Origin of the sequence: Nocardia sp. NPDC049737, from assembly GCF_040674755.1 — a bacterium.
Classification (GTDB): Bacteria; Actinomycetota; Actinomycetes; order Mycobacteriales; family Mycobacteriaceae; genus Nocardia.
The window spans coordinates 581,661-588,675 of sequence record NZ_JBFANH010000001.1 but is presented as its reverse complement, the minus strand read 5'-3'; the positions used below and the strand labels follow the sequence as shown (position 1 = coordinate 588,675).

Genomic DNA, 7,015 nt, shown 5'->3' with positions numbered 1-7,015 from the left:
CGGGGGCGTTCGGCTCCCGGTGCGCGCGTGCCGCAAGGTCGAGACTCGCGCCGGCGGCGCATGCACTTCGACGACTCGGCTGAGTCGATGGCCGCGCCTCCGCGCGGACGCGAGACGGGCCGCGAACGTCGCTCGTAAGACTCGCTCCGTGGTGGTTGGTGATGGCGGGGGCGTTCGGCACCCGGTGCGCGCGTGCCGCAAGGTCGAGACTCGCGCCGGCGGCGCATGCACTTCGACGACTCGGCTGAGTCGATGGCCGCCCCTTCGCGCGGACGCGAGACGGGCCGCGAACGTCGCTCGTAAGACTCGCTCTGTCGGGGGTGGGAGAGGCTTGAAATGGGAATTGGCTAACCCAGCACGTACTCGGCGTAGCGCGCGACCGCGAGGACCAGATCATCGGAATGGCGCGGTCCGATGATCTGCAGGCCGACCGGCAGTCCTGCCGCGGTGGTGCCCGCGGGGATGCTGATCGCGGGTTGCTGGGTCATGTTGAACGGATAGGTGAACGGCGTCCACTGCGGCCAGCTATCGAGCCCGCTGCCCGGCGGGACATCGTGACCCGCCTCGAATGCGGTGATCGGCATCGTCGGGGTGATCAACAGGTCATAGGTGGTGTGGAAGGCACCCATGGTGATACCGAGTTGGGCAGCCACCGCACGGGCGTCGAGATAGTCGACGGCACTGACGGTTTCGCCACGTTCCCAGACCGCGCGCAGCCCTTGATCCACATTTTCGCGCGCACCATCCGGGAATTTCGCCAACATCGTGGCAGCACCGGCGGCCCACAGCACTTCGAATGCGTCGCGCGGATCTTCGAAGCCCGGATCGGTCGCGATGACCCGTAGCTCGGCATCGGCCAGCCGCCGCACCGCCGCATCCACGATCGCGGCGACCTCCGGGTCGACCTTCGCATAACCGAGCGTCGGCGAGTAAGCGACGGTGAGTCCGCGCACCTCGCGCGACATCTGGCCGCGGAAGGTCGTCACCGTCGGCGGCAACGCGGTCGGATCGCGTGGATCCGGCAGCGACAGGATGTCCATGAGCAGCGCGGCGTCCTCGACGGTCCTGGTCATCGGCCCGGCGTGCGCCAGCGGACCGAACGGACTCGCCGGGTACAGCGGGACCCGACCGTGCGTCGGCTTGAAGCCGACGATGCCGCAGAACGCGGCGGGAATGCGAATGCTCCCACCGCCGTCCGTGCCGACCGACACCGGACCCATCCCGGCGGCCACCGCCGCCGCGCTGCCACCGGAGGAGCCGCCCGCGGTTGTCGTGGGATCGACCGGGTTGCGGGTGATGCCGGTCAGCGGGCTGTCGGTGACCGCCTTCCAAGCGATTTCGGGTGTTGTCGTCTTCCCGAGGAACACCATGCCGTCCTCGCGCAGCCGGGCGGCGACCGGGCTGTCGACCTGCCAGGGACCGCTCGGATCGATCGAGGTGCTACCGCGCCGGGTGGGCCAGCCCTCGGTCAGGAAGATGTCCTTGATCGAGATCGGCACACCGTCGAGCAGTCCGCGGGCATAACCCGAATGCCAGCGCGCCTCCGAATCTTTGGCCTGCACCAGTGCGCGATCCGGATCGACCAGACAGTAGGCGTTCACCGCACCGTCGCGCGCCACAATGGCTTCCAGAATCGCCTCGGTCGCCTCGACCGGCGACAGAGTGCCCGCCGCGTAGGCCGAGACCAATTCGACGGCGGTCATCGCGGCCGGTTGAGTATTGACGTCCGGGTAGCTCATGCCTTCGCCTCGCTGACGCTCGGCTCCGGCATGCGCACTGCGCGCTGGCACATGATTCGCTCACTTCGTTCGCTCATGGCAGGGCTCCTTCAGCCGGGCACGTACCCCAGCTCTTTATCGACCACGTTGTCCAAAGTCCGGCCGGCGATCCAATTATCGAAATTGCGGGTGAACGCCGTGACGACCTCGGCTCGCCAGCCGCTGAAATCACCCGAATTGTGCGGAGTAATAAGCACATTCGGCAGATCCCACAGCGGATGCCGCGCCGGTAGCGGTTCCGGATCCACCACATCGAGTGCCGCCCCGGCTATCGATCCGGTGCTGACTGCGGCGAGAAGGTCGTCGGTCACAACGAGTTCCCCACGACCGACATTGACAAACCTGGCATGTGGTTTCATCGCGGCAAATGCCTTGGCATCGAACATTTCCCGGGTCTGCGGCGTCAGCGGTGCGACCGCGACGACATAATCGGCAATGGGAAGTTCAGCGTGCAGGTCGCTATTCACGGTGCCGAAATCCGGGTCGGTGGCCCGCGCGCGCCGGCCCACTGCCCGCACGGTCATCCCGGCAGCGCGCAATAACCGCGCGATGGCGCGGCCGATCGAGCCCGTTCCGACTATCAGGACGGTGGCGCCCGCAATGCGTTCGGATTCGCGATGTCGCCATTCGTGCTGTTGCTGCAACCGAAGCGATCCGGACAGATCCTTGGCAAAGCCGAGAATCTGTCCCAATACGTATTCCGCGATGGCCGTATCGAATACGCCACGTGTATTGGTGACCACGACCTCGCTTTCTCGCAGTGCGGGGAACATCACCGGATCCACGCCGGTCGAACCCATATGCAGCCAGCGCAAACGATCGGCCGCATGCCAGGCGCCGGGGAGCGCGCGAGTCAGGAAGTCGTAGACGAATAACGCGTCGGCGCCGCGCAGTGCGTCGGCGAGTCCGGGCGCTTGCGTGTACCGCACTTCTGCTCGATCGGCCACCGGGGCCATGAGGTCCGCCTCGGGCACACTGTCACTGTGCAGGACGGTGACAATCGGGCCCTGTTCCACATTGACACACTAAAATCGCATCGTATGATTGTCAACAATCCGATCGTTCTCGGAGGTCTAACGGCTGAGCGCGAGAGGGGCCGCATTGGAACTCGGCTTTCCCGATATCGAAGGGCCCGTAGCACAACGGGGGATCGGGATCATCGCACCGTTCGACCTCGCGCTCGAACGCGAACTCTGGCGCTGGGCGCCGCTGGATGTGAGCCTGCACCTGGCCCGCACGCCGTATGAACCGGTCCCGGTTTCGATGGCGATGGCCGAGCTGGTCTCCAATCCCGTACATCTGACGGCGGCGACCCGCGATGTGATGCACGTCGAGCCGGAAGTCGTTGCCTACCTGTGCACTTCGGGCAGTTTCATCAGGGGTCTCGCCTACGAGAAGTCACTGCGCGACACCATTTGTCAGGCCGGAGCGCTGGACGCCGTCACCACCTCCGGCGCACTGGTGGAGGCGATCCGGCACCTGGATATCAGCAGAGTCTCGGTGCTCACCCCATACGACGAAATCCTCACCCACAAACTGCACGACTTCCTCGGCGAGGCCGGCTGCACCGTAATCCGTTCGGACCACCTGGGTTTGGGCGGTGGCATCTGGAAGGTCAACTACCGCACCATCGCCGAACGCATCATCGGCGCGGACGACCCGCAGGCGCAGGCCATCTTCGTCAGCTGTACCAACCTGCCCACCTACGACGTCATCGAGCCACTCGAACAGGCACTCGGCAAACCCGTACTCACCGCGAATCAGCTCACCATGTGGGCCTGCCTGGGCCGGATGAAACTGCCGATGACCGGTCCGGGAAAGTGGCTACTCAACGTTTTCTGATTGGACGAACATGCAGGCACCCACCGTCGGTTTCATCTACCCGGACCACGCGGCCGAGGACGACTACCCGCTCGCCGCGTCGCTGCTCGGCGTGCGGTTTCCGGTGGCTCACATCTACGGCACCGATCTGCACGCCATTCCTGAGCTGCTCGATCTGGGCAGTCCGGACAAGCTGCGCCACGGTGCCTCCTTGCTCGCACCGGACAAGCCCGACGCCGTCGTCTGGGCATGCACCTCAGGGAGTTTCGTATACGGACCGCAGGGTGCGCGCGAGCAGGTGCAAGCGCTGGCTTCGGCAGCTGAGGTACCGGCCTCGAGCACCAGCCTGGCCTTCGTCGCGGCCGCGCAGACGCTCGACGTGCGCCGGGTCGCGGTCGCCGCAAGCTACCCGGACGATGTCGCGCAGCTGTTCGTGGAATTCCTGGCCGATGCCGGAATCGAAGTGGTCGCCTTCTCCAGCGCCGGTATAGACACCGCAGCGGAGGTCGGCACTTTGACCGCCGCACAGGTGCGCGAACTGGCTGTGGCGAATGACCATCCCGACGCGCAGGCGCTGCTGATTCCGGATACCGCCATGCACACCCTCGGGGTGTTGCCGGAACTCGAGGCGCGCTTGGGCAAGATCGTATTGACGGCCAATCAGGTCACCATCTGGGAGGGCCTGCGGCTCACCGGCACCGCTGTGGCATCCGCCGTGCTCGGTTCCCTCTTCTCGGAAAGGCATATCCATGTCGGTCGTTGACTTCGAGCCGGTGAATCGGCAGTCGACCGCGGAAATGATCGCCGACCGGCTGCGCGATGCGATCATGCACGGCAACATGGCCCCCGGCGCCCAACTCGGCGAAGCCGACCTCGCAACCCGATTCGGCGTATCGCGCGGCCCGGTCCGCGAGGCTTTGCAACGCCTGCTCACCGAGGGCCTGCTGTACAGCATCCGCAACCGTGGCATCTTCGTCATCGAGTTGACCATCGACGACGTCGTCGACATCTACCGCGCCAGAACCGCCATCGAAGGCGGCGCCCTCGCACTCATCCTCGACGGCCGCCGAGATATCGCCTACGCGGCTTTGGAACCCAGCGTCACCGCCATGTGCGCGTGCGCCGAAAACGGTGATGCCGCAGGCGTTTCCGATGCCGACCAAGCTTTCCACGAGGCGCTGGTCGACAGCGCGGGCAGCCCCCGCTTGGTCCGAGCGGCCCGCACTTTGTTGATCGAAACCCGAATGTGCTTGGGGGCGTTACAGACAACGTATCCCGACTTGCGCGAGCAGGCCCGAGAGCATGTCGAACTGCGCGATGCGATCGGATCGGGACCGGCGCGCCGGGCGCGCACGTTGCTCGTCGAGCACATGGACGACGCGGTTCAGCGCCTGCACCGCCAGTACAGCCTCGGCGAACAGGCGACCTGACACACTGCGTCGCTCACCGCTCGCGACAGTCGATCAACCCTCGGCAGCAGGGATTCGGCCAGCTCGTCGTCTGGAGAATCGACGACGAGAGATCATGCAGCACAACGGTTCCCGATCCGCCGATGCGTGAATCACATCAACCTCTGGGCGCCTGCCCAATGGCGCGCGAAGGAGGTGGTTCTCGCATACGTACATCTAAACGCATGCCCCCGAAGAATTCAGGCCTGGCCAGACCCAAGTCAATGGCGGCCACCACCTCCTGGTCGCGTACGCCGAAGCAGTCTGTCCGACCGGCAGATTCATGCTATCAACGGGCCCGAACCGTCCACTCCCAAGGTGGTGAGTACAACCGGCTGCCGTCCGACGCGCAACGACACGGTAAGGCCGGGAGCCCCGCCGTCCCGGATGTGCCACGGAGTGTCGTGATCGAATCGGGTCAGCGATATATAGCATTTCCACATCAGAGCCCTCGCCTCGACCGCCTCGTGCACGGATCGATCCACCGCAGTCGTCAGCGCCGTAACAATGCCGTCGGCGCATACTCCTCGAAAGGTTTGCGCGATGACCATCATGGCCTCGACAGCGCGGTGCCTCGGATTGGTCGTGTTACTGCTGGGACTGACCACACCGGCCGCGGCGACACCGACGGCTACCGAACTGGGGCACGCGGGCCGCTGGCTCACCGACGACCAGGGCCGGGTGGTCACCTTGCACGGGGTAAATTTGGTCTACAAGTACCCGCCGTACTTCCCCGCAGCGGGAGGTTTCGGTGAGAACGACGCCAAGTTCCTGGCGGAGAACGGTTTCAACGCAGTGCGTTTGGGTTTCGCATGGAACGCCGTCGAACCGCGGCCCGGCGTTTACGACGATAACTACATCGCGCAAATCGAGCAGACCCAGCAGTTGCTGGCCGGGTACAACATCTACAGCCTTGTCGATTCCCATCAGGACGCGTTCAACGAATCGGTGGGCGCGAGTTGGAGCGGGTTCCCCGAGTGGGCGACGATCACCGACGGGTTCCCCTTGCAGCCCGATCCCGGCTTTCCGCTGGTCTACTTCACGAGCCCCGCGCAAAACCAAACGTGGGCGAACTTCTACCACAACCGCGCCGCGTCCGATGGTGTCGGACTGCAGGACCACTATGCGGCCATGTGGGCGCATGTCGCGCAGCACTTCGCAGACGAGCCGTACGTGCTGGGCTACGACCTGATCAATGAGCCGTGGCCCGGTTGGGAATACCCGACCTGCTTTCCGCAGGGCTGCCCCCAGTTCGAGCGCGGTGTGCTCGCGCCGGCCGAAGCCAAAGCGATGAACGCTATCCGCCGAGCCGACCCGAAACACATGCTGTTCTATGAGCCGTCGGTAACCAACGACCTCGGTACGCCGGACTGGATGCCGAATCCCACCGGCGATCCGAACGCGGGGTTGAGCTTTCACGACTACTGCTTCGGCCCGGTCGACACCTGCGTGAGTAACGGCTTGTATCGCGCCAACGCCGACGGCGTTGTCGGGCTGATTACCGAGTTCGGCGCGACCAAAGATTCGGCGAAGCTGACTCGTCTCACCGACGCATTCGACGACAACATGGCTTCTTGGCTGTTCTGGTCCCAACCGCAGGACCAAACACCCGGTCATCCCCAGGAGCCCCCGACCGGCCCCAACCTGATGGACCCGGCGATCGTCCGCCCATATCCACAGGCAATCGCGGGCACCCCTCAGCAGTGGCACTACGACAGCGCGACCGGGACGTTCACCATCCAATACAGTGCCCGCCGAGCCGATTCCGGACAATCGTTCCCACCTGGAGTCCGCACCGTGGTGTATCTGCCGCAGAGCACCTACCCCAACGGCTACCAGGTCCAAATCCAGGGCGCCGACATCGTGTCGGCACCCGATGCTCAGCTACTTCAACTCACCACCAGCCCCGGACAGGACACCGTGCAGGTGACCGTGACGCGTCGGTGATTCCAGTACCTACCTCAGGAT

Annotated in this window: 6 protein-coding genes; 4 read left to right on the top strand and 2 right to left on the bottom strand. The window is 64.9% G+C overall.

The window, feature by feature from the left end:
* Positions 1–347: 347 nt before the first annotated feature.
* A complete protein-coding gene (locus tag AB0J47_RS02845) occupies positions 348–1,739 on the bottom strand; it encodes an amidase (protein WP_364339738.1) in 1,392 nt (463 codons plus the stop codon).
* Positions 1,740–1,828: 89 nt separating this feature from the next.
* Positions 1,829–2,794, bottom strand: a complete 966-nt coding sequence (locus AB0J47_RS02840) for a D-2-hydroxyacid dehydrogenase (protein ID WP_364339736.1) — start codon at positions 2,792–2,794, stop codon at positions 1,829–1,831.
* Positions 2,795–2,879: 85 nt separating this feature from the next.
* Here AB0J47_RS02840 and AB0J47_RS02835 point away from each other — a divergent pair, with 85 nt between their 5' ends.
* The 4 genes from AB0J47_RS02835 to AB0J47_RS02820 all read left to right on the top strand — a co-directional run bounded on the left by AB0J47_RS02835 (position 2,880) and on the right by AB0J47_RS02820 (position 6,994).
* Positions 2,880–3,620 carry an Asp/Glu/hydantoin racemase gene (locus AB0J47_RS02835; RefSeq protein ID WP_364339734.1) on the top strand — a complete coding sequence of 247 codons (741 nt, stop codon included), beginning with the start codon at positions 2,880–2,882 and terminating at the stop codon, positions 3,618–3,620.
* Between the two features lie 10 nt (positions 3,621–3,630).
* A complete protein-coding gene (locus AB0J47_RS02830; RefSeq protein WP_364339732.1) occupies positions 3,631–4,362 on the top strand; it encodes a maleate cis-trans isomerase in 732 nt (243 codons plus the stop codon).
* Positions 4,349–5,029, top strand: coding sequence for a GntR family transcriptional regulator (locus AB0J47_RS02825; RefSeq protein WP_364339730.1), 681 nt, complete (start codon positions 4,349–4,351; stop codon positions 5,027–5,029). Before AB0J47_RS02830 ends, AB0J47_RS02825 begins: the two co-directional genes overlap by 14 nt.
* A gap of 561 nt (positions 5,030–5,590) precedes the next feature.
* Positions 5,591–6,994: a cellulase family glycosylhydrolase gene (locus AB0J47_RS02820; protein WP_364339727.1), complete on the top strand. Its 1,404-nt coding sequence runs from the start codon at positions 5,591–5,593 to the stop codon at positions 6,992–6,994.
* The last annotated feature ends 21 nt before the right edge of the window (positions 6,995–7,015 follow it).

Excerpts from the sequence above, each read along its gene's own strand:
- AB0J47_RS02845 (WP_364339738.1), bottom strand. The coding sequence starts at position 1,739 with ATGAGCTACCCGGACGTCAATACTCAACCGGCCGCGATGACCGCCGTC.
- AB0J47_RS02830 (WP_364339732.1), top strand. The coding sequence starts at position 3,631 with ATGCAGGCACCCACCGTCGGTTTCATCTACCCGGACCACGCGGCCGAG.
- AB0J47_RS02825 (WP_364339730.1), top strand. The coding sequence starts at position 4,349 with ATGTCGGTCGTTGACTTCGAGCCGGTGAATCGGCAGTCGACCGCGGAA.
- AB0J47_RS02820 (WP_364339727.1), top strand. The coding sequence starts at position 5,591 with ATGACCATCATGGCCTCGACAGCGCGGTGCCTCGGATTGGTCGTGTTA.